Origin of the sequence: Mesobacillus sp. (assembly GCF_047739415.1) — a bacterium.
GTDB lineage: Bacteria > Bacillota > Bacilli > Bacillales > Cytobacillaceae > Mesobacillus.
This window is the reverse complement of the sequence record NZ_JBIQOE010000191.1, coordinates 16031-37508: the sequence shown is the minus strand read 5'-3', so window position 1 is coordinate 37508 and position 21478 is coordinate 16031. Positions and strand designations below refer to the sequence as shown.

The window sequence follows — 21478 nt, the reverse complement described above, 5'->3', positions numbered from 1 at the left end:
TAATGAAACAACAGCAAATTTTAAGTCTGGAATACAATATTTCGAGAAAGACTTTTATAATGTTTTTGCGTTTAGGAAAGAGAGGTTTAAGATATCTGGTCTTATAAATAATGAAATAGATAATTCTTTTATTTCTGTTCAGGCTGAATACAAGCATGGAATAAATGATTATACATTGAAAGATAAAGAGTTAATTAAATTAGCGAATGTAATAGATGAAATTAAGCAAATAACTGACGAGGAGACTAGATATAATATTGATGTTTCGGAATCGGTTAATTGCTTAAGAAGATGTTTGTTTAATGAGAGACTACAAAAAAATGAATTTGTGGAACAGATATTACTCACAAAGAAATTGCTTAAACTTAAGAAACCTAAAAAATCCCCCATCAGGAAACCTAAGAAAGTAGTTGATAAGGCCGAACTAATCGAAAAAAATAAGGTTAATAGGGCAGAAGCATATAAAGATAAGGTGGCAGTAAAATCAGATAATGCTGTTAAGGTGATTTATTATGTTTCCAGTAGAGAAAAAGTTACTGCCCAATGTACGATGTGTGGTTATAAGTGGGAGATACGTAGTGACCATTTATTAAGAAGACCTTATTGCCCTTCATGCCGTAAGAAAACTTGAAGGACTTTTTGCCTAGTGTGAAGAATAAAGAATATAACCAATTTTCAGGAGGACTATCCATTGTTATATTTATTAGCTATATTTTTTCCACCAGTTGCAGTATTGTTAACACGTAAACCATTACAAGCCTTTATAAATTTGATTCTTTGCTTCTTTTATTTTATACCTGGAGTAATTCATGCGATTTATATAGTCTATAAATACAAGTCTGAAAGAAGCGGTATCAATCAGGCAGCGGTAACTACCGCTAGACCAATTACTCAAACAGAACCGCCAAGAGTACAGAAAAAGAACAATATACTTACTTTTAATGTTGCTGGTGTGTCTTATGCAAATGATAAGGGTAAAAAAATCCAACCGTTATTAAGAAAGATTGCAAAAGAAATAGCCGAAGAAAATGGTATCCCTGCTTATTCAGGGTATACAAATAAAGAAATATTAAATAATGAAATAGAGGTTTCCGAATTTGAAGATGTTGAATTTGGAGATTATGTATCTTTTGAAAAAGAACCTGACAATAAATTTGATAAGAATGCAATAAAGGTTCTGATTAACTTAGGAAATGACCGTCAACATATAGGTTATGTTCCTAAAACGGATAATGTCAAAGTAGGGCAATTGATGGATTCGAACTCAATTAATTATATTGATGCTGTATTTGTTGGGGGAAAGGTAAAAGAAGTTGAATATGATGATGATAAAGGTAAGGATATTGTCGGGGTAAACGAATTAACATTAGGGGTTGAACTTACCTTAGATATTGGGAAATAAGATGTCGGGCTTCCTCTTTTGGGGAAGTCTTATTTATTGAGGATATAATTACCAACTTTATTCAAACCCTTGATACATAAGTATTTTCTGGGTGGTATCTGTAAATGCACTTAATCCAGGATATGACCATCATGACAATGCCGATCGTCCAATAAGCAAGCGCCGGTGTTTTGATCAGCTTTGCAAACGGGGATATCATCGCATCATTGATCCCGGTCACCGTAAGTGTCCTGCTCATCGCCACGATAATCGAAATAACAAGAATAGTAGGCAAAAGCTCGGTAATCGCATATATGAAGCTATTGAATATGCTGCTGACCGACCCACTCAAGGATCCCGTAGCGACGATGGCCAATAAAAAGATACCGGCAATCGATATAAGAGTTGTATCTCTTTTCATGACCATGAAACCGATAATGAGGAAAATGAATAAAACATATATCCAATGAAGTGCCGTTAATTCTATGACCATGGAATAATCCTCCTTTCTAAATGACACTCTGTGTACCATTGCGTTATATAGGCAAATTTCCTAATTGAGTACTACAGGATATGATGGCAGCAAAAAGGTGTGAGCGGTATCGGAGAATTTTTTATCGGTCTCGAGACGGAGGGGAAAAGCTTCTCCGGAGGGGCGAAAAATAGCGAGCTATATTTTAATATGAAGCTATAATTTATATCCTTAGAAACCAGCATGATTAACTATAAAAAAAGGGATTTTCCCAGCAGGAAAAGAATAAGTGATTATGATAGGAAGAAAGAAGGGGGAACTTTTGCGTACACGATCGATGAATCAGATAGCTGCGGCTGTCATACTATCAGGCTTAGGAGTTATTCTTCTGCTAGTCAATTTAGGTGTCATTTCCTTGGAAATAAAAGAGCTTTTTGTCGTAACCTATCCATTTTTATTAAATGTGTATGGATTGGTAGTTTTACTGCAGAGGCAGTTTGGCTGGGGATCGTTCATCGTCCTATTTTCATCGTTGCTGATCATGGATCGCTTTGGCCTGATTGCCTTTGAATTTCTTGATGTGTGGAAGCTTTGGCCTCTATTGCTGATTTATTTTGGATTAGCGATGCTGTTTAAGAATAAAAAAATAAAAGTTATTTACCAAACTGACTTTCCATCAACGAAGCAGATCGATAAAATCCAGGCTCCCGAAACTTCCTTTAAGAAGATACGAGGGGTATCGATTGGCAAGGTCACATTCAAAAAGCAAAACTGGGCAGTCGAACCAATGGATTTATACAATATGGTCGGTGAATATTTTATAGACTTCAGCAAAGGCTTCATTCCTGACAGGGAGACGCCGATAAGGGTTAGAGGCTGGGTTGGTGAAGTGAAAATGCTTATTCCTGAGGATGTGCCTGTAAAGATCGATGCTGTCATAGGCGTTGGTGAAGTAAAGCTCTTTGATTATGCCCAGGAGCAAATAAAGCATGTAGTCGCATATAAGTCGGATGATTATGATCAGGCAGTAAGAAAATTGAACATTACTATCGAATTAAAGATCGGTTCTGTCAGGATTGATCGTGTGTAGGGGGGATGAAGCGAATGAAAAGTATCCGCTTATGGTTTATCCAAACGTTCTTAATGATGGCTTTCATAACTTCTCTCATCCTCTTCATCGGCCTTCAAATCTTTCTATTCCTGGTGCCCGACAGTGGCATTTCCACTGCAATGACCTTCTGGTTTTGGCTGTATAGCTTTGTCATTATGGCAGCAGCCGGATTTTACTTCAGTTTACGAGGAAGCTATGTAATTAAAGGACGCCTTGGCGACATTTTGATGTTTATTGCTACTTTGCGCAGAGGCAAATTCACGGAGAGAATCCAGACAGATGAAAAAGATGAAATCGGACTCATTTCCGAGGAGCTCAATCAGTTATCTGAATACCTCCAGGACCAGGTCTATTCATTACAGCGGCTTGCAGAAGAAAAAACGGAGTTGTCAAAGACGGCAAAGTCCGTCGCGACTATGGAGGAAAGACAGAGGCTCGCCAGGGATCTGCATGACGTAGTCAGCCAGCAGCTATTCGCGCTCAGCATGATGTCATCTGCTTCACTAAGATGGTTTGACCAAGACCCAGAGAAGGCCCGGAAACAGCTTGAGCAAATATCTGAGATAGCGGGCAAAGCACAGGGGGAAATGAGGGCCCTTCTTCTTCACCTCAGGCCTGTCCAATTGAGCGGGGAAAGTCTGTGTGAAGGAATCATTAAACTAATCAGGGAACTGAAGCAAAAAACGAATCTGGCATTCGAAGCCAGTGTCGATGAAATCGAACATCTTTCACAAGCTGCAGAAGAGCATATATTCCGGATTGTCCAGGAAGCACTATCAAATATCCTGCGCCATGCAGATGCGAGCAAGGTGAAATTGGTGCTTACAGAAGAGAATCGATATATTCATTTATATATCGGTGACGATGGTAAAGGCTTCGACATTCACGAAGAAAAGATGGCATCATACGGACTAAAAACGATGAGGGAACGGTGCGAACAAATTGGCGGTACATATAATATTCGTTCAAAAGCCAACGAAGGAACATATATTGAAATACGTATACCGGCTTTGAGGAGGGAAGAGTAATGGGGAAAATTAGGGTTGTAGTAGTAGATGATCATGAAATGGTCAGAAAAGGTATCATTTCCTATTTGGAGACTGAACCAGCAATCGAGATTGTCGGTGAGGCGGATGGTGGAAAAAAGGCAGTTTCACTTGTAAAGGATACGAAACCAGATGTTGTCCTGATGGACTTGTTAATGGAAAATGGATCGGGGATTGATGCAACCAGGGAGATACTAAGTTTCTATCCAGAATGCAAAATTATCATTATCACAAGCTTTTATGACGATGAACAGGTTTTTCCAGCCATCGAGGCAGGAGCATTCAGTTATATGCTAAAAACAGCGTCCGCATCGGAAGTCATCAAGGCGATTGAAAAAGCGTCAAGAGGGGAAACGGTCATTGAACCAAAAGTGGCCAACAGGATGATGAAAAGGCTGAGGCCGCAGGAGCGAAAGCCACATGATGAATTGACAGAACGGGAGCTTGATGTCCTGAAATGTATTGGTGAAGGAATGACAAACCAGCAGATCAGCGAGGAGTTATTCATCGGAGTGAAAACGGTCAAAACCCATGTTTCAAATATTCTGGGTAAACTCGGTTTATCGGACAGGACGCAGGCAGCGGTTTATGCTAACAGAAACGGTTTGATTAAAACGAAATAATAAATGGGAGGGTGCCTAATGCCCCTCCCATTTTCTATTTTTCAATATAAAATTTCGAAACATATGATGCGCTCTCAAAAATATTCGGTCGAGCAGCATCTATTCCTGCTTCTGTGCCGCGTTTTTTGTGCGCATTCTCATAAGCCTTCGATTTTTGCCAGTTTTCAAATGCCCCTTCATTTTCCCAGATTGTCATAATGATATAAGTGTTGGAACTCAAGGGACGAAGAACGCGGATGGCGACAAAACCTGGTTCATTCTCAATCAGTCTCGGCCTGTTCAAAAATCGGTCTTCAAACAGGGGCCGCCCTTCATCTGTCACGGGGATATTGTTGAGTACAGCGAATCCTTCATTGTCCAGTGAACCAGCGGAATCAATCACCTCATACTTTCTTGGTGAACTGAACACTGTTTTCTTGTCAGACTCATGGACAAGGAGTGACGACTCATTATTGTTCATCAATACCATGGTTTCTCCCTGGTGCTTTTCTTTTAAAGTCAATAAAAAGTCTGGAGTTCCCGATGTAATATAAAGATTCATCTTCTCACCTCATCTTAATAAAAGTGCTTTGCTTCTATTATACTAATTTTATGCTGACAAACCCAAGCCTAATCTGTTTTCCCTTTTTTAAAGAACCTAAAAGCAAAATTCGTCAAATTTTTAACAATTTAAAGCGTTTTCTATGAAACGGGCCAATAAAAACGATATAGTGTATATAGTTTATTTAGTTATTGTTTTAAAATTACGTCAGACTACCACAGTTACGATTCGGAAAATAGTTGTTTTTTATTTTATTCTTTTTATATTACAATGGAATACAGACATTATTGAAAGGTGGATTTCCCCTAATGAGCAAGATCATTAACGATACATTTTTAAAAGCAGCCAGAGGAGAAAAAACAGATTACGTTCCTGTCTGGTATATGAGACAAGCTGGAAGGTCCCAGCCTGAATATAGAGAAATCAAGGAAAAATATTCTTTATTCGAAATTACGCACCAGCCTGAACTTTGTGCATATGTGACAAGGCTGCCTGTTGAGCAATATGGAGTAGATGCGGCGATCCTTTACAAGGACATCATGACACCGCTGCCAGCTATGGGAGTGGATGTGGAAATTAAATCAGGCATCGGACCTGTCATTTCCAATCCAGTAAAATCATTGGCCGATGTTGAAAGTTTGGGGACGATTAACCCTGAATCTGATATTCCATACGTACTTGACACGATCAAGCTTCTTACAGAGGAACAGCTGTCTGTACCATTGATCGGCTTCTCAGGAGCACCGTTTACGCTTGCAAGCTATATGATCGAAGGCGGCCCTTCAAAGAATTACAACAAGACTAAGGCTTTCATGTATGCCCAGCCAGAAGCCTGGTTCGCGCTGATGGACAAGCTTGGCGATATGGTGATTACATATGTGAAATCTCAAATCAAGGCTGGAGTAAAAGCTATCCAGATTTTTGATTCATGGGTAGGTGCGCTGAATGTCCAGGATTACCGTACTTTCATCAAGCCAGTAATGAACAGGATTTTTTCTGAACTGAAGAAGGAAAACGTTCCATTGATCATGTTCGGTGTTGGTGCAAGCCACCTTGCCATGGAGTGGCACGAACTTCCGCTTGATGTAGTTGGATTGGATTGGCGTCTGCAAATCAGTGAGGCTCGAGAGCTTGGGATCCAGAAAACCGTCATGGGAAATCTTGATCCTGCAATCCTGCTTGCCCCTTGGGAAGTAATCGAAGAAAAGGCCAAGGCTATCCTTGACCAGGGCATGGTACAACCAGGCTACATTTTCAACCTTGGACATGGTGTATTCCCATCTGTGAACCCGGAAACATTGAAAAAGCTGACTGCTTTTATCCATGAGTACTCTGCCTCTAAACTAGGCAAATAGTCTCCAATCTGCTTCAGAGCATTACATTTGGTAAAATGGTCGTGTTTTTGGCAGAATAGAAGCTTAGAGACACGAAAAAAGAGGTGCAATCATGACAAAGAAAAAGATGGGTTTGCTTGTGATGGCATATGGCACACCCTATAAAGAAGAAGATATTGAACGATATTATACACATATCCGACGCGGACGCACTCCGTCACCGGAAATGCTAGAGGACTTAAAACAGCGTTACGAAGCAATTGGAGGTATTTCTCCACTTGCGAAGATCACCGTTGAGCAGGGCGAGAAGCTTGAACAGCATTTGAACAGCATCCAGGATGAAGTTGAATTCAAAATGTATCTTGGATTGAAGCATATCGAGCCGTTCATCGAGGATGCCGTGAAGCAAATGCACGATGATGGGATTGAAGAGGCCGTCAGCATTGTACTCGCACCGCATTTTTCGACATTCAGCGTGAAATCGTATAATGGACGTGCAAAGGAAGAAGCAGCAAAATTGGGCGGTCCTGAAATTGTATCGGTTGAACAGTGGTATGATGAACCGAAATTCATCAAGTACTGGTCAGACCGTGTGGCAAGGACATTCGCTGATATGCCCGCTGATGAGCGCGAAAACTCAGTATTGATCGTTTCAGCCCACAGCCTTCCGGAGAAGATTCTCCAAATGGGCGATCCGTATCCTGATCAATTAAAAGAAACAGCTGATATGATCGCAAACCAGGCAAATGTGAAAAATTACGAGGTTGGCTGGCAAAGTGCAGGCAACACACCTGAGCCATGGCTAGGGCCAGATGTCCAGGACTTGACGAGAGACCTGTACGAGGCAAATGGCTATAAAGCCTTTGTTTATGTTCCTGCTGGATTTGTGTCCGACCATCTGGAAGTATTATATGACAATGATTATGAATGCAAGAACGTGACGGATGATATCGGGGCCAGCTATTACAGGCCGGCAATGCCAAATACAAAGCCTGAATTTATTGATGCATTGGCAGATGTGATTTTAAAGAAGCTGTCAACTTCACATTAGGCTGTTTTCGCATGGATTGTGTTTTTCCTTACATGTTCTAAAAACCGCATTAATAAGGGTATCGTTGCTCTTTTCGAGGAGACTTCTGAATTAAGGTAGCATTCATACAGGTTGAGATAGCAACAAAATGTACGAATAGAGCCTCGCTAAAACTACTTAAAGAAGGCGATTTACCGTGACAGAAAAGAAGAAAGTTGTAATCGTAGGTGGCGGCATAACGGGTTTGGCGGCTGCATACTATTTGCAAAAGCATGCCAGGGAGAATCAGCTTCCGCTTGATGTGAAATTGGTCGAAGCCTCTCATCGTGTTGGCGGGAAAATGCAGACGTATGTTAAAGATGGCTTTGTAATTGAAAGAGGGCCGGATTCATTCCTTGAAAGAAAAGAAAGTGCAGGACGGCTCGCCAGGGAAGTAGGCTTAGGAGATAAATTAGTCAATAACAGTACGGGGAAATCGTATGTGTTAGTGAAGGATAAGCTCCACCCTATGCCAGGAGGATCTGTGATGGGCATCCCTACACAAATTGGGCCATTCGTTACAACGGGCCTGTTTTCGTGGTCAGGGAAGTTCCGGGCTGCAGGAGACTTCTTTATGCCACCTTCCAAGGTAAAAGGAGACCAGTCACTAGGTGAATTTTTCCGCCGCAGACTTGGCGATGAAGTCGTTGAAAATCTGATAGAGCCTCTCCTCTCCGGTATTTATGCCGGGGATATTGATAATATGAGCCTATTATCCACTTTCCCACAATTCTATCAGGTGGAGCAAAAATACGGGAGCCTGATTCTTGGCATAAAGAAAACGTCTCCTTCGTCGAAAAATAAGCCTGCCGAAACCGGTCAGGCCAAGAAAAAGGGAATGTTCCTGACTGTGACTTCAGGTTTGCAATCTTTTGTCGATGCAATTGAGTCGAAACTGGAACCGGGTTCGGTGATAAAAGGAATCCGGGTCGATAAAGTAAGCAAGGAGGAAAGCGGCTACCGGATGAGGCTGAGCAGCGGGGAAACACTGGATGCAGATAGCATCCTTGTATCTGCCCCACATGAAGCTGCATTGCATATGTTCTCCGATCATGAACATATTTTTGATCCGTTCCGCAGCATGCCTTCTACATCCGTAGCTACCGTAGCGATGGCATTCCCGGAAAGTGTCATTAAAGAAGATATTGATGGAACCGGGTTTGTTGTATCGCGTAATAGTGATTATACAATCACTGCCTGCACCTGGACACATAAAAAATGGCCACATACAACGCCTGAGGGAAAAGTATTGCTCCGCCTTTATGTCGGCAGGCCAGGTGACGAGGCAATTGTCGAGCTTTCGGACGATGAAATCATCAAAATCGCTCTAGAGGATTTGAATAAAACGATGGATATCCAGGCACAGCCTGAATTTGCCGTAGTTTCCCGCTGGAAAGAGGCAATGCCGCAGTATACAGTAGGGCATAAGGAAAGGGTAGTGAACCTTAAGAATAATCTCGCAAATGAGCTTCCGGGCGTATTTGTCGGCGGCAGCTCCTATGAAGGAGTAGGCCTTCCAGATTGTATCGACCAGGGAGAAGCAGCAGTGGAAAAGATCCTGAACTATTTAAAGCTTAACTCTTAAAAAACCCTTAAAGGGTTTTTTATTTTGTTAATACAATAGAACCAAGTATGGAAATACCGATTGTACTTATCATCCTGTATTCAGCCTTTAAAGAACCGGTATCATATCTCCTTGTTCTAAAATTCATTGAAGAGAGTTTGCAAAATTAATATGGATATGTTAAATTACTTTTTGTACTAATTGACCACTTTTCTCATTTGGTCATTTTCAGAGGTGGAATGATGGCAATTGACCGTAGGCAGCAAATTATTGATGCAGCAACTAATTCATTTTCTCTATATGGCTATAAGGCCACAACAATCGATCAGGTAGCGAAGCTTGCAAATGTCGGGAAAGGAACGATTTATACTTTTTTCAAAAATAAAGAGGAACTCTTTGACGAAATCATTAAAAGATTGATCAAAGAGATGAAGGAAGTGGCCGATGATGCTGTTAAACCATCAGATTCATTTTATGAGAATGTTCATCGGGCATTATACAGGCTGCTTGAGTTCCGCAAACAACATCAGCTGACTATCAAGCTCTCACAGGAAGCGAGGGATATTGGGACACCTGCTGTACTGGATGTAATGGAAAAACTGGAACATGCTATCCTGAGATTTATTGAAGAAAAGGTTGTTCTGGCTGTTGAAAGAGGAGAAATAAAGGAATGTGATCCTGAAAAAACTTCCTTCATCATGATGAAACTCTATATCGCTTTGATATTTGACTGGGAGAAAAAGCACTCACCGCTGTCAAAGGAAGAAATTTCACAGCTGTTTGAATTTTATATTTTCAAAGGGTTATCTAACTAGGTAATCCTTGATTTTAGGTTAAAAGTGACTAAATGAACAAAATGGTCACTTTTTATAAGAAGGAGGACACCATGAAAAACAAACTGTTTTTTCAAGAATTAACTGCTATTTTTCGTAATAAAAAATTATTGATTCCCATTATTGCTGTTCTCTTTGTTCCAGTCCTTTACAGTGGCATGTTCTTATGGGCATTCTGGGATCCTTATGAACATCTTTCAGATCTCCCCGTTGCGGTCGCAAATGAAGACTCAGGAGCAACGATGGAGGGTGAAAAGCTACAATTAGGCGATGATCTAGTTGGAAAATTGAAAGAAAGCAAAGACTTCGATTTTCAATTCGTATCTGAAAATGAAGGGGAAAAGGGTCTAGAGCAGCAAGAGTATTATATGATGATTAAAATTCCAGAAGATTTCTCTGAAAATGCAACAACATTATTGGATGATCATCCCGAAAAGCTGGAGCTTGTGTATATACCCAATGAGAGCTTTAACTTTTTATCCGCTCAAATTGGTGAAACAGCTGCCGAGAGAATTAAGGCCTCTGTATCTGAGAAACTCTCTGAAACTTATGCAGAGACAATGTTTGATAAAATCGGCAACCTTGCCGAAGGTCTAGATAAAGCAAGTGACGGAGCCGCTGAAATAAACGATGGTGCGGATAAGCTAAAAGATGGAAGCCAGGAACTATATAAAAATTTATCCGTTTTGGCGGGAAAGTCAATCGAGTTCAATCAAGGTATGAATTCGGCGAATTCCGGAGCCGAAGAGTTGGCGAATGGAGCAGAAACTCTAGCCGGTGGACTTGGACAGTTGGAAGATGGACATACCAAGCTGGAGGATGCTTCAAGTGAGCTTCTTACTGGCCAGAAGGACTTGATGGCTGGTGCTTCAAAAGTAAAAGCAGGTTTAGTAGAAGCGAACAAAAAAATTCCTGTTATGGTTCAGGGAATAACAAAGATTGAACAGGGATCCGAACAGCTTGCCCAGAATCTATCAAACTGGAAAGCCGGAGCGGAACAAACTGCTAGTGGAGCAGCTGATCTTCATGCCGGTATTCAAGAACTCCAAAAACAAATGGAAGCTATGGCTCCACTATTAGCCGAATATCCTGATAAACAGAAAGAAGTCGCCACAGCGCTCGAGAAATTGGAAGCTGGCAGTGTTAGCCTTGAGAAAGGAACAGTTGCTCTTTCCGACTCGGCGGGTGCTTTAGCTGCAGGCGCCAAGACTATCTCAGGTAGTCTAGGTGAATTAAACACAGGACAGAGCAAACTTCTGCAGGGAATCAGGGATCTTACAGCTGGCAGTACTCAACTTGAAGCAGGCGCTGGGAAATTGGCATCTGGTCAGGAACAATTCCACTCTGGCATGGAGCTTTTCGGTAACAAACTGAGTGAAGCGGCTGAGGGTTCTGTTGAACTCTCTAAAGGAAGTTCAAAGCTTGTTGGAGGCATGAACCAACTTACCTCGGGGTCCTCAGCTATGTCTGATGGAACTGGCCAATTAGCCTCAGGAGCTGAAAAGCTGTCAGAAGGAAATAAAAAGGTCGCAGATGGAACATCTGAACTTGCTGAAAAGCTAAAGGATGGTGCGGATGAAGCACAAATTAGTCCTAACGAACAGACCTACACCATGTTCGCAGCGCCAGTAAAACTAGACAGTGAAAGAATAAATAAGGTTCCAAACTATGGAACAGGTTTTGCACCTTACTTTTTATCTTTAGGGTTGTTCGTAGGAGCACTTCTGCTATCAATTGTATTTCCTTTAAGGGAACCAGCAGGGATACCAAGAAACGGGGTTAACTGGTTCCTAAGCAAATTTGGGGTTTTATCGGGAATTGGGATTATACAAGCGCTCGTTGCAGATGCCATTGTTCTCGGTGGATTAGGTTTGCATGTAGAAAGTATTCCGCTGTTCTTGATCTTTTCCATTGTTACAAGTCTAACCTTTATTGCATTGGTTCAGTTTCTTGTAACCCTGTTAGGGGATCCAGGACGATTTGTTGCGATCATTATCCTGATATTGCAGCTTACAACAAGTGCGGGAACCTTCCCGTTAGAGTTAATTCCCGGTTTCTTGCAGAGGTTTAATTCGTATTTGCCAATGACTTATTCAGTACATGGGTTCAAAGCTGTTATTTCCAGTGGTGATTTCGGCTTTATGTGGCAAAATACAGGAATATTAGCCGCATATATAGGTTTGCTATCAATTGGCACCGCGGTTTATTTCCATTGGATGTTTAAGAGAAGATTTGCAGTTTTAGTACAAGAATAATGAAAAAGAGCCAGCCGTTCAATGAACGAGCTGGCTTTTATGTGCAGTTTGAGCTGCAGGAAAGGGATTGTATTACACCCGGAAAACCGGGAAAGGAAAACGATTCAATTTTTAAAATTTTCCAGGATCCATGCATCCATCGCATTTATTTCCATAGCATTCATGCTGTTCATTAATTTTCTCTCCACACTCTGTGCATTGCTTTGCGGGTAAATTACGAAAGAATTCTACGACATTTTCAATCATGCTGTTCCCTCCAATTAAGTTTGTGTTTTGATACAGTTTCATTATTTTCTTTATTGTATTATAACAGGGTGAACAACGTCAATCATAATTTTCTGAAAAAGCCGTTGAAGTGAAAAAATGGGCAAAATGAAGTATAGTGAAAGAAAAAGTGTGATAATAGGAGGGTAATCATTGAAGCTGACAATAGTAGGATTCTGGGGCGGCTATCCGAAGGTCAATGAGGCCAGCACTGGATATTTACTTGAACATGAAGGGTTTAAGCTAATGATAGACTTTGGCAGCGGAGTACTGGCGAAACTCCAAAATTTCGTGCAGCCAGAAGAGCTGGATGCCATGATACTGTCACATTATCATCCCGATCATGTCGCCGATATCGGTGTACTGCAGCATGCCAGGCTAATTCAGGGATTTCTGGGCAAGAAGTCTCCCCAGCTTCCGATTTACGGACATACACAGGACAAGCAGGAGTTTGCGAAGCTTACATATAAAAACATTACCAAAGGGATTGCCTATGATCCGGCAAAAAAGCTTACCGTAGGACCTTTCACGATCTCTTTCATTCCTGCTGTCCATCCGGTTCCATGCTATGCGATGCGGATCGAAGCAGGCAGCAAGTCTCTGGTATATACAGCCGATACTTCCTTCAAGGAAGAGTTCATTCCATTTGCTACAGGGGCTGACCTGTTGCTCTCAGAATGCAACTTTTATGGTAACCAGGATGGCAAAGGTGCAGGGCATATGAACAGCTTTGATAACGGGAAGCTGGCTGAGGGTGCTGATGTGAAAAAGTTAGTCTTGACCCATTTGCCACATTACGGTGAAATTGATCAGCTTGTTTCAGAGGCTTCGACAGTATACAATGGCCCGATTACCCTTGCGAGGGAAGGCCTGGAAATAACCTTATAAAAGGAGAATCAATCATGTTATTTATCGACAACAAAGGAATAACGGACCCTCGGATTAATCTGGCAATCGAAGAATATGCCTTGAAGAACCTGGACATCAATGAAACCTACTTACTTTTTTATATAAACGAACCATCCATCATCATTGGAAAAAACCAGAACACAGTTGAAGAAATCAATACGGAATACGTCGAGAAGAATGGCATCCATGTTGTCCGCCGATTATCAGGAGGCGGTGCTGTGTATCATGACCTTGGAAACTTGAATTTCAGCTTTATCACAAAGGACGACGGAGAAAGCTTCCACAATTTCAGGAAGTTTACAGAACCAGTGGTGAACGCCTTAAGGAAACTGGGGGTCAACGCGGAATTGAGCGGCAGGAATGACCTGCTGGCTGAAGGAAGAAAGATATCCGGAAACGCTCAATTTTCCACAAGAGGGCGGATGTTCAGCCATGGAACCCTCCTGTTTGATTCAGAAATCGAAAGCGTAGTTTCAGCGCTTAATGTAAAAAAAGATAAGATAGAATCTAAAGGAATTAAATCAATCCGCAGCCGAGTTGCGAATATCTCGGAGTTCCTCTCAGATAATGTGACAATTGAGCAATTCCGTTCGCTTCTGTTAAAAAACATCTTTGAGGGACTGGATGATATTCCTGAGTATGTCTTAACAGAGCAGGACTGGGAGAAAATCCATGAGCTTTCAAAGGAAAGGTACCAGAATTGGGATTGGAATTACGGAAAGTCACCTAAGTTTAACCTGCAGCATTCACATCGGTTCCCGGTGGGGCAAATCGATGTCCGTTTTGAAGTCAACAAGGGAATCATCGAAAACTGTAAAATCTATGGAGACTTCTTCGGAGTAGGCGATGTCACAGAAATAGAGAACAAGCTGACTGGCATAAAATATGAGAAGTCCCAGATTGCCAGTGTATTAGAAGATGTAGACATCAAACATTATTTCGGAAATATTTCTAAAGAAGATTTCATTAACTTAATATATTAACTTGACGAACGCGGTGTTGATGACACCGCGTTTTTATTTTACTAAAAGTAAAATTGTTAGAATTTCGACATATTTTCCTTGAATCCATAATTTTCTTTCAATATAATATATTTAGAAAACTTTTTACAAAGTTTGGTGACTCTTGTCACCGCAAAGGGGGAAGGGAGTTAATGAATCTTTCATCACAGCTTCATCACACTGCCTCAATGCTGGGCGATAAGCCGGCATATTTTTTCATGGACAAAGCAAGCACATATGCAGAGCTTGATGCTACTGTAACGAAGTTTGCTTCTGGACTTGAAAAACTAGGGGTAAAAAAAGGCGATCATATCGCATTGTTGCTAGGAAACTCTCCACATTTTGTCATCGGTTTGTACGGAGCGCTTAGACTCGGTGCAACAGTCATTCCCATCAATCCAATTTACACAGCAGATGAAATCGGCTATATCTTGAACAACGGTGATGTTAAAGTAGTTGTCGGGCTGGACTTAATGCTGCCACTCGCAGAAAAAATGCATCAGCATCTGCCAAAGGTCGAAAACTTCGTTATTGCAGAGACAGGCCAGAGCCAGATGTCTGACGAGGAAATGTCCAAGCTTTCTTTAGGTTCAAAATTGAAACCGTTTACACACTTAGTTGGTTCCGGAGACCTTGATTTCAAGGGTCCAGAACTGAACGATGATGATGTCGCGATCATTCTTTATACGTCAGGAACAACAGGAAAACCAAAAGGGGCCATGCTTACACACAAAAATCTTTATAGCAATGCAAAAGATGTAAGCGATTACCTTAAGATGAACGAAGATGACAAGGTGATCACTGCCTTGCCGATGTTCCATGTCTTCTGTTTGACAGTGGCACTTAATGCGCCACTGATGAATGGCGGAACACTGTTGATTGTTCCTAAATTCAGCCCGGCGGAAGTGTTCCGGATTGCCAGAAAATATGAGGCAACTGTTTTTGCAGGCGTGCCGACAATGTACAATTTCCTTTTCCAGTATCCAGAAGGAAATCCGGATGACCTTAAATCGCTTCGACTCTGCATTTCTGGCGGTGCTTCACTTCCAGTTGCGCTTCTTCAAAATTTCGAGCGTAAATTCAATGTCATGGTTTCAGAAGGATATGGTTTGTCGGAGGCTTCACCAGTCACATGCTTCAATCCGCTTGACCGTCCACGAAAGGCTGGTTCAATTGGACCTTCAATCATGAATGTTGAGAACAAGATTGTAAATGAAATGGGAGATGAAGTAGCTCCTGGAGAAGTTGGCGAGTTGATCGTGCGCGGCCCGAATGTTATGGCAGGCTATTATAAGATGCCAGAAGAAACAGCTGCCACAATCAAGGATGGCTGGTTGTATACAGGAGATCTTGCACGCATGGACGAAGAAGGATATTTTTACATTGTTGACCGCAAGAAAGATATGATTATTGTGGGAGGATATAATGTATATCCACGTGAAGTAGAGGAAGTTTTATATAACCATTCTGATATTGTCGAGGTAGCAGTTCTTGGGGTTCCAGATCCAAATCTCGGTGAAGCAGTAAGATGCTATGTTGTCAGCAAAAATCCTGAACTGACCGAACAGCAGCTGCTCGAATATTGCCGTGAACACCTGGCGAAATACAAGGTGCCAAGCGCGATCGAGTTCCTTGAAGAACTTCCGAAAAACACAACCGGAAAGATTTTAAGAAGAGCGCTGAAAAACCAGGTATTACAAGGACAATAATCTTAATGAAGAGAGGCAGGCGCCCGTGCTTGCCTCTTTTTCACATCGAGAAGGAATTTTGTCTTTTTAAGTAGAATGTCAATGGAGAAGGAGATGATCAGTTTGGGAAACATCGATTTTCAATTAGAGGGACATACAGCTATTATCACGCTGAATCGTCCGGACGCATTAAATGCTTTTAATTATGAAACGCTCGGAGAATTACAACAAATCATTGAAAAAATCAGATCAAACCGTGATGCCAGGGTCGTTATTTTTACTGGAGCTGGTGAAAAGGCATTCAGTGTCGGAGCTGATTTAAAAGAGCGCCGTACTTTGTCTGATGAGGACGTAAAGCGGAACATTTATAAAATCGGCGAGGTCTTCACGATGGTTGACCAGCTTCCACAGCCGACGATCGCCGCCATCAATGGATTTGCCTTCGGAGGCGGAATGGAGCTTGCCCTTGCCTGCGATTTCCGTGTTGCCGCTGCAGGAACACAGATGGGATTGACGGAAACAAGCCTGGCGATTATTCCTGGAGCAGGTGGCACACAGCGGTTGCCAAGATTGATCGGGCAAGCAAAAGCACTTGAGCTGATTTTGACAGCGCGCCGGCTGAAAGCGGAGGAAGCGCTTGAATATGGCCTTGTCACAGCTGTCGTCAAAAAAGAAAGCTTACTGGAAGAATGCATGAAATTTGCAGAAATGATGCTGGCGAATGGTCCAGTCGCCCTTCAGCAGGCAAAGTACGCCGTAAAGCAGGGCATGAACGCAGACTTGCAGACAGGACTGCAAATTGAGCGTAAAGCCTACGAAGTAACAATCCCCACAGATGACCGCCTCGAAGCACTGGCTGCCTTCAGTGAAAAACGGAAACCGAAGTTTAAAGGGAAGTAAAAAAACACGGCCGCGGCCGTGTTTTTTGTTGATTGTGTTCTCATTTTCGCAAAGAGTGATGGTGAGAGACCGGAATAAAGCAAATATCTATTATTATCTTTCACTATTGACTGTGGAAGTTACGGTTTTATCAATAATTCGACCACATTTAGGAATAATTCAACCACTTTTCCAAATAATTCGACCACATTTGTAAATAATTCGACCACATTTTCGAATAATTCGACCACATTTCCGAATATATCGACCAACTCCATTATTAGCAGCCAATCACCAAATATTTCACACATCAAATTATTTCGCTAAAAGAAATACTTTTCCAAGGTGCTGGAAGTATGTATAATATATTTTAATTGATTAAAGGACTTTGATTTTTACATAGTGATAGAAAGGCGGGAAGTCAATGGAAAGTACATTGGTTGTTAAGCAGGCAACAGATTTTAAAAGAGGGATTCAATCGGGCATCAGTATTGCGATAGGCTATATGCCGGTTGCGCTTACCTTTGGCTTGATCGCTAAGACAACGGGACTTGCACTTAGCGAGACGGTCATGATGAGCTTGCTGGTGTTTGCAGGAGCCGCACAATATATTTCATTAAGCCTCCTCGCCCAGGGTATCGGGATTTTCGAGGTCGTTCTTACCACATTTATCGTGAATATCCGCCATTTTCTCATGTCTGCGTCTTTGAATGAAAAAGCAGAAGAGGATACCGTTGGAGCGAGAATGGGCTATTCTTTCGGGATTACGGATGAGACATTTTCAGTCGCAGCGACACGCGAGGGTACAATCAATGCCCGTTATATGTTCGGCTTGAACCTTACTGCTTACTCAAGTTGGGTTGTTTTCTCGGGGTTAGGCTTCATCATTGGGGCAGGATTACCGCAGACCCTTCAGGAAAGTATGTCAGTCGCTTTGTATGCCATGTTTGTTGGCTTGTTGGTTCCATCAATGAAAAGCAATGTGAAGGTTGTGTTCCTTGCCGTACTTGCAGCAGCGTTCAACTCCATTTTCACAATGGCTGAACTCATGTCCACGGGCTGGGCAATCGTGCTGGCAACACTGCTTTCAGCGATTCTCGTAGAGGCAGTAGAAATATTCAAGAAGGGCAGGGGGACAGAAGCAGATGAGTAAAGAAATCGTCATCATGATCATTGGTATGGCCGTTGTAACCTATATACCGAGGATGCTGCCATTTGTGATGTTCCGGGGAAAAGAACTGCCGCCATTCCTGCAAGGTGTCCTGAAAAATGTTCCTTATGCCACTCTCGGCGCGCTGATCTTCCCGGCAATCCTGTTTATCCAGGAGGATATATGGTATGGGCTCATTGGGGCTGCCGCAGCATTCATCGTTGCTTTTATGGGAGCTAACGTCATTGTTGTCGTAATTGGCTCCATCTCCGTTTTGACTTTATATTCCTATTTTTTCTAGACCTGCGTCCATGCGGGTCTATTTTTTTGGCAAGAGTGGTTGGGCCAGAAAATTAGACCTCGCGAAATTCAGTTGAGGAAAAACGGGCTGCCAGATTTTATAAAAGAATGAAATGTTGACAAGATGAATGAATAGATTATAATTAACTTTATTAATTCCGACTAAACTAATAAGCTTTATGAGAATAGGGTGGTTAAATTGTTTATTGAAATCAGCAATGTACACAAACAATACGCGGACAAAAATAATCACCAGGTTGATATTCTAAAAGATATTAATCTCGAAGTGAATAAAGGTGAATTTGTATCAATTCTCGGTCCATCTGGCTGCGGTAAATCGACACTTCTCTCGATTGTGGCAGGACTGACTCCGGCAAGTAGCGGTGAAGTTATTGTTTCTGGCAAAAAGATAGATAAACCGGGAAAGGACAGGGGGATGGTTTTCCAGCAGGCAGCGTTGTTTCCGTGGCTGAACGTCCTCGAGAATGTTCTGTTTCCGCTTAAACAGGAAATGCCGAAGAAACAGGCTGAAGCGGAAGCGATGAAACAATTGCAAAAGGTTCAGCTTAGCAAATACCTTTCCCACTATCCTCACGAGCTATCAGGAGGAATGCAGCAGCGGGTGGCGATTGCGAGGGCGCTTGCGATGAATCCGGAAATCCTCTTGATGGATGAACCATTCGGTGCACTGGACGAACAAACGCGTTCGCGACTACATGAGCAGCTGGAGACGATCTGGGCCGAAACTCAGAAAACGATCTTATTCGTCACTCACAGCATCTCTGAATCCATTAAACTATCAGACCGGATCATTGTGATGGGAACGAAGCCAGGGGTCATCCTTAAGGATATTAAAGTGGATATTCCAAGACCGCGCCATGAACATAAAAAAGAGATGGTGGAAATGGAAGAATATATTATGAGTTATCTGAAGAAGGAGATCGACAAAGTCATCAGGGAGGAGCTTGCAGATGAACCCACACATTAAGAGAATCATATTTTTCGCAGCAGTGATTGCATTCTGGTACACAGGAAGCAAGCTGGAATGGTGGATGCCAATCATCCTTCCCTCACCTGAAAAAGTCCTGGAGGCACTGATAACAGGCTTCGAGGATAAAACGTTGATTTACGACCTGATTGCCAGCTTCAAACGGCTCGCGATTGGTCTCGGTCTTTCCCTGGTAATTGGAACGGGGCTTGGAGTCCTGCTCGCTAAGTCAAAAACGGCAGATGAAACACTTGGAACTGTCGTCCTCGCGTTTCAAAGTGTACCGAGCATTGTTTGGCTCCCGCTTGCGATCATGTGGTTCGGTATGAATGAGAAGGCTGTTATCTTCGTGGTTGTTCTCGGAGGGACATTTGTAATGACACTTAATATCAGAGTGGGCATTAAAAATGTTTCACCTTTATTCATAAAGGCCGCGAAAACGATGGGAGTGACTGGCTGGAACTTATATAAGAGAGTTATTTTTCCGGCAGCGATCCCTTACGTGGTAACCGGCTCAAGACTGGCTTGGGCATTTGCCTGGAGGGCTCTGATGGCAGGGGAACTTTTAAGCACGGGGCCTGGCCTTGGATATACGCTTCGTTACGCCTCGGATTTCGGCAACATGGGGCTCGTGATTGGGGTCATGATCATTATTGGTGTCATTGGAACAATCGTAGATCAGCTTATCTTCCAGCGCATCGAAAAATCGGTGCTCAATCGCTGGGGACTTGATTCATAAAGGCTCTTTTCTTAAACTTTTGTTGCTATTGACTACACAATAAGACTGAATTACCTAATTTTCTTCACAAAATTAACGATTATGAGAAAAGAGCTTGCAAACTTGGTACCGACATACAAAATGGTTACTATCACGTTAAAATCGGCTTTAGGATTTTAACAACAATCTTACGAAAACAGACTTCATAAAATAAGGAGGAAAAACTAATGAAAAAAGCCATTTTAATTTTAACAATGTTGTTTACAGCTGCGATGGTACTCGCCGGTTGCGGTTCAAGTAATTCCACGTCAACCTCAGCAGGCAAGGAAAAAATCGTCATCGGCTACTTCCCGAACATCAACCACGTGCCTGCAATGGTGGCAAAAAATAAGGGCTTCTTTGAGCAGCAGCTTGGCGATGGAACAACAATCGAGTATAAGACATTTGCTGAAGGCGGCTCTTTCATGACTGCACTGAAAACAGGTGAAATCGATGCAGGTCTTGTTGGACCAGGCCCGGCGATGAACAATTACTCAACAGGTGCTGACGTGAAAATCATTGCAGGTGCATCCACTGGTGGTACAGTAGTTTTAGCAAGAAAAGGTGTTGAGATTAATTCAGCTGAAGACTTCGCAGGCAAGACTTTCATTACACCAGGTGTTGGCTGCACTCATGACGTCCAATATGAAACATACCTCGAAGAACAGGGAATCACATCACAGCGCATCGGCGGAACAATGAAACACCTTACTGGCCAGCCGGCACAATATGCGGCAATGCTGAAGTCAGGTAAAGTGGATATAGCAGTTGCACCAGAACCGTGGGCTGCGGTAATTGAAAAAGAAACTGGCGCAGAAGTCGTCATTGGCTGGGATGAAGTGTCCTTTGGAGAAACGCTTCCTGCATCCGTAATGGTGACTTCCGGAAAAATGATTGAGGAAAATCCGGAAACAGTCCAAAAAATTATTGATGCTCATAAAGATGCTGTGAAATTCATCAATGAAAATCCAGCTGAAGCACAGGAAATTACGATTAAAGACATTAAAGAAACAACAGGTCAGGAGCTTGAAAAAGATGTAGTCGAGCTGGCATGGGAACGAATTGGCTTTACACATGAAGTCGATGCACAGGCAATCCAGGACTTTTCAGATTCATCTTATGCATTGAAGTTCTTGAAAGATAAGCCAGACTTCAAAACTTTGATTGACCGAAGCTTCCTAAATTAAAACGGAGAGTACCAGGAGTTTTCCTGGTACTCTTTTGCTGTTAAAAGCAAATTGCTGAATAACTGAGAAAAGTGGAATTCATAAATTACGATAACTAAACCGCAGCTAACCGAGATTTCCGTCGTA

The 21478-nt window shown here is 42.2% G+C and carries 20 protein-coding genes and 2 pseudogenes; 19 read left to right on the top strand and 3 right to left on the bottom strand.

The window, feature by feature from the left end; all coding sequences use genetic code 11:
- Positions 1-631: pseudogene (locus tag ACH0QE_RS15320) on the top strand (excinuclease ABC subunit C); the annotation flags it as partial.
- Positions 632-691: 60 nt separating this feature from the next.
- The gene (locus tag ACH0QE_RS15315) at positions 692-1402 is read left to right on the top strand and encodes a YqaE/Pmp3 family membrane protein (RefSeq protein WP_415801458.1); all 711 of its coding nucleotides are present in this window, start codon (positions 692-694) and stop codon (positions 1400-1402) included.
- 115 nt (positions 1403-1517) lie between these two features.
- Here the strand turns inward: ACH0QE_RS15315 and ACH0QE_RS15310 are convergent.
- Positions 1518-1874, bottom strand: a pseudogene (locus ACH0QE_RS15310) (hypothetical protein); the annotation flags it as partial.
- Between the two features lie 301 nt (positions 1875-2175).
- Here ACH0QE_RS15310 and liaF point away from each other — a divergent pair.
- The 3 genes from liaF to ACH0QE_RS15295 are packed head-to-tail and all read left to right on the top strand — an operon-like array spanning position 2176 to position 4633.
- Positions 2176-2943 carry a cell wall-active antibiotics response protein LiaF gene (gene liaF, locus ACH0QE_RS15305; RefSeq protein ID WP_415801457.1) on the top strand — a complete coding sequence of 256 codons (768 nt, stop codon included), beginning with the start codon at positions 2176-2178 and terminating at the stop codon, positions 2941-2943.
- A 14-nt stretch (positions 2944-2957) separates the two neighbouring features.
- Complete coding sequence (locus tag ACH0QE_RS15300; protein ID WP_415801456.1) at positions 2958-3992, top strand: sensor histidine kinase; 1035 nt, start codon at positions 2958-2960, stop codon at positions 3990-3992.
- Positions 3992-4633, top strand: a complete 642-nt coding sequence (locus tag ACH0QE_RS15295; RefSeq protein ID WP_415801455.1) for a response regulator — start codon at positions 3992-3994, stop codon at positions 4631-4633. Before ACH0QE_RS15300 ends, ACH0QE_RS15295 begins: the two co-directional genes overlap by 1 nt.
- A 34-nt stretch (positions 4634-4667) precedes the next feature.
- Here ACH0QE_RS15295 and ACH0QE_RS15290 read toward each other — a convergent pair whose 3' ends face one another.
- Entirely contained in the window at positions 4668-5174 is a 507-nt protein-coding gene (locus tag ACH0QE_RS15290) for an antibiotic biosynthesis monooxygenase family protein (RefSeq protein WP_415801454.1), read from the bottom strand.
- 308 nt (positions 5175-5482) lie between these two features.
- Here ACH0QE_RS15290 and hemE point away from each other — a divergent pair, with 308 nt between their 5' ends.
- From hemE to ACH0QE_RS15265, 5 genes are all read left to right on the top strand, one after another.
- A complete protein-coding gene (gene hemE, locus ACH0QE_RS15285; protein WP_415801453.1) occupies positions 5483-6529 on the top strand; it encodes a uroporphyrinogen decarboxylase in 1047 nt (348 codons plus the stop codon).
- A gap of 91 nt (positions 6530-6620) precedes the next feature.
- Positions 6621-7559: a ferrochelatase gene (hemH, locus tag ACH0QE_RS15280; protein ID WP_415801452.1), complete on the top strand. Its 939-nt coding sequence runs from the start codon at positions 6621-6623 to the stop codon at positions 7557-7559.
- 175 nt (positions 7560-7734) lie between these two features.
- Entirely contained in the window at positions 7735-9162 is a 1428-nt protein-coding gene (hemY, locus tag ACH0QE_RS15275) for a protoporphyrinogen oxidase (RefSeq protein WP_415801451.1), read from the top strand.
- A gap of 221 nt (positions 9163-9383) precedes the next feature.
- The gene (locus ACH0QE_RS15270; protein ID WP_415801450.1) at positions 9384-9956 is read left to right on the top strand and encodes a TetR/AcrR family transcriptional regulator; all 573 of its coding nucleotides are present in this window, start codon (positions 9384-9386) and stop codon (positions 9954-9956) included.
- Positions 9957-10027: 71 nt separating this feature from the next.
- On the top strand, positions 10028-12229 hold the full coding sequence (locus ACH0QE_RS15265; RefSeq protein WP_415801449.1) for a YhgE/Pip family protein: 2202 nt from the start codon (positions 10028-10030) through the stop codon (positions 12227-12229).
- Positions 12230-12340: 111 nt separating this feature from the next.
- Here the strand turns inward: ACH0QE_RS15265 and yhfH are convergent, their stop codons facing one another.
- Positions 12341-12475 (bottom strand): protein YhfH, encoded by a 135-nt coding sequence (yhfH, locus tag ACH0QE_RS15260; protein ID WP_415801448.1) that lies wholly within the window; start codon positions 12473-12475, stop codon positions 12341-12343.
- A gap of 171 nt (positions 12476-12646) precedes the next feature.
- Here yhfH and ACH0QE_RS15255 point away from each other — a divergent pair, with 171 nt between their 5' ends.
- The 9 genes from ACH0QE_RS15255 (at position 12647) to ACH0QE_RS15215 (ending at position 21352) form a co-directional block, all read left to right on the top strand.
- Positions 12647-13381, top strand: coding sequence for an MBL fold metallo-hydrolase (locus tag ACH0QE_RS15255; protein WP_415801447.1), 735 nt, complete (start codon positions 12647-12649; stop codon positions 13379-13381).
- A 14-nt stretch (positions 13382-13395) separates the two neighbouring features.
- The gene (locus ACH0QE_RS15250) at positions 13396-14385 is read left to right on the top strand and encodes a lipoate--protein ligase (RefSeq protein WP_415801446.1); all 990 of its coding nucleotides are present in this window, start codon (positions 13396-13398) and stop codon (positions 14383-14385) included.
- A 170-nt stretch (positions 14386-14555) separates the two neighbouring features.
- Entirely contained in the window at positions 14556-16112 is a 1557-nt protein-coding gene (locus tag ACH0QE_RS15245) for a fatty acid--CoA ligase family protein (RefSeq protein WP_415801445.1), read from the top strand.
- Positions 16113-16214: 102 nt separating this feature from the next.
- Entirely contained in the window at positions 16215-16991 is a 777-nt protein-coding gene (locus ACH0QE_RS15240; RefSeq protein WP_415801444.1) for an enoyl-CoA hydratase-related protein, read from the top strand.
- Positions 16992-17394: 403 nt separating this feature from the next.
- On the top strand, positions 17395-18123 hold the full coding sequence (locus tag ACH0QE_RS15235) for an AzlC family ABC transporter permease (protein ID WP_415801443.1): 729 nt from the start codon (positions 17395-17397) through the stop codon (positions 18121-18123).
- Positions 18116-18421: an AzlD domain-containing protein gene (locus ACH0QE_RS15230; RefSeq protein WP_226600017.1), complete on the top strand. Its 306-nt coding sequence runs from the start codon at positions 18116-18118 to the stop codon at positions 18419-18421. Before ACH0QE_RS15235 ends, ACH0QE_RS15230 begins: the two co-directional genes overlap by 8 nt.
- Positions 18422-18619: 198 nt before the next feature.
- The gene (locus ACH0QE_RS15225) at positions 18620-19408 is read left to right on the top strand and encodes an ABC transporter ATP-binding protein (RefSeq protein ID WP_415801442.1); all 789 of its coding nucleotides are present in this window, start codon (positions 18620-18622) and stop codon (positions 19406-19408) included.
- On the top strand, positions 19392-20147 hold the full coding sequence (locus ACH0QE_RS15220) for an ABC transporter permease (RefSeq protein WP_415801441.1): 756 nt from the start codon (positions 19392-19394) through the stop codon (positions 20145-20147). Before ACH0QE_RS15225 ends, ACH0QE_RS15220 begins: the two co-directional genes overlap by 17 nt.
- 206 nt (positions 20148-20353) lie before the next feature.
- On the top strand, positions 20354-21352 hold the full coding sequence (locus ACH0QE_RS15215) for an aliphatic sulfonate ABC transporter substrate-binding protein (protein WP_415801440.1): 999 nt from the start codon (positions 20354-20356) through the stop codon (positions 21350-21352).
- Positions 21353-21478 lie beyond the last annotated feature (126 nt).

What these genes read in the sequence shown, in the direction of transcription:
- ACH0QE_RS15300 (WP_415801456.1), top strand. Translation starts at nt 2,958, where the DNA reads ATGAAAAGTATCCGCTTATGGTTTATCCAAACGTTCTTAATGATGGCT.
- ACH0QE_RS15295 (WP_415801455.1), top strand. Translation starts at nt 3,992, where the DNA reads ATGGGGAAAATTAGGGTTGTAGTAGTAGATGATCATGAAATGGTCAGA.
- ACH0QE_RS15290 (WP_415801454.1), bottom strand. Translation starts at nt 5,174, where the DNA reads ATGAATCTTTATATTACATCGGGAACTCCAGACTTTTTATTGACTTTA.
- hemE (WP_415801453.1), top strand. Translation starts at nt 5,483, where the DNA reads ATGAGCAAGATCATTAACGATACATTTTTAAAAGCAGCCAGAGGAGAA.
- hemH (WP_415801452.1), top strand. Translation starts at nt 6,621, where the DNA reads ATGACAAAGAAAAAGATGGGTTTGCTTGTGATGGCATATGGCACACCC.
- ACH0QE_RS15270 (WP_415801450.1), top strand. Translation starts at nt 9,384, where the DNA reads ATGGCAATTGACCGTAGGCAGCAAATTATTGATGCAGCAACTAATTCA.
- ACH0QE_RS15265 (WP_415801449.1), top strand. Translation starts at nt 10,028, where the DNA reads ATGAAAAACAAACTGTTTTTTCAAGAATTAACTGCTATTTTTCGTAAT.
- yhfH (WP_415801448.1), bottom strand. Translation starts at nt 12,475, where the DNA reads ATGATTGAAAATGTCGTAGAATTCTTTCGTAATTTACCCGCAAAGCAA.
- ACH0QE_RS15250 (WP_415801446.1), top strand. Translation starts at nt 13,396, where the DNA reads ATGTTATTTATCGACAACAAAGGAATAACGGACCCTCGGATTAATCTG.
- ACH0QE_RS15245 (WP_415801445.1), top strand. Translation starts at nt 14,556, where the DNA reads ATGAATCTTTCATCACAGCTTCATCACACTGCCTCAATGCTGGGCGAT.
- ACH0QE_RS15235 (WP_415801443.1), top strand. Translation starts at nt 17,395, where the DNA reads ATGGAAAGTACATTGGTTGTTAAGCAGGCAACAGATTTTAAAAGAGGG.
- ACH0QE_RS15230 (WP_226600017.1), top strand. Translation starts at nt 18,116, where the DNA reads ATGAGTAAAGAAATCGTCATCATGATCATTGGTATGGCCGTTGTAACC.
- ACH0QE_RS15220 (WP_415801441.1), top strand. Translation starts at nt 19,392, where the DNA reads ATGAACCCACACATTAAGAGAATCATATTTTTCGCAGCAGTGATTGCA.
- ACH0QE_RS15215 (WP_415801440.1), top strand. Translation starts at nt 20,354, where the DNA reads ATGAAAAAAGCCATTTTAATTTTAACAATGTTGTTTACAGCTGCGATG.